We start from the raw sequence: 411 nt of genomic DNA on the forward strand, positions 1-411 counted from the left end.
TTTCCATTCCCCCGCCTCTTTTTGCATTAACCACACTTCTCGACATTTGGACTGTTTAGAAGGACTGCCATCTTTAGGGTAAATCGTAGAGAGGCTAATCCCAAGAACATAACCAAAATCGCCCATAACTTCAATTTCTTCGGCGGTCAAGATTGGATCGATTTCTTGATTAGAAATGTACTCAGCAAATCCTTCAACAATGTCAGGTACCCCACACCGATCAGGAATATTAGGCATCATCCACAGCGCAGCTTCGGTGTACATCTCTGCATAACCCTGTAGGTCGCGTGACCTAACATTTGCTGCATAGACTTCTTCAAAGACCCGTCTGATATCATCTTTATCTGCATAAGACATTGAATTGCTCCTTAGTGAACTATTCCCTCAGCAAGCACTACCTTACTACAAATC

General features: G+C 43.1%; 1 protein-coding gene. It reads right to left on the reverse strand.

Going from position 1 to position 411, the window contains the following annotated elements; all coding sequences use genetic code 11:
* Window positions 1–357: YybH family protein (locus tag PL9631_RS25625; RefSeq protein WP_083624809.1), on the reverse strand; the 357-nt coding region annotated here is incomplete at its 3' end.
* Window positions 358–411: the final 54 nt, after the last annotated feature.

Source organism: Planktothrix paucivesiculata PCC 9631, from assembly GCF_900009265.2.
Taxonomy (GTDB): domain Bacteria; phylum Cyanobacteriota; class Cyanobacteriia; order Cyanobacteriales; family Microcoleaceae; genus Planktothrix; species Planktothrix paucivesiculata.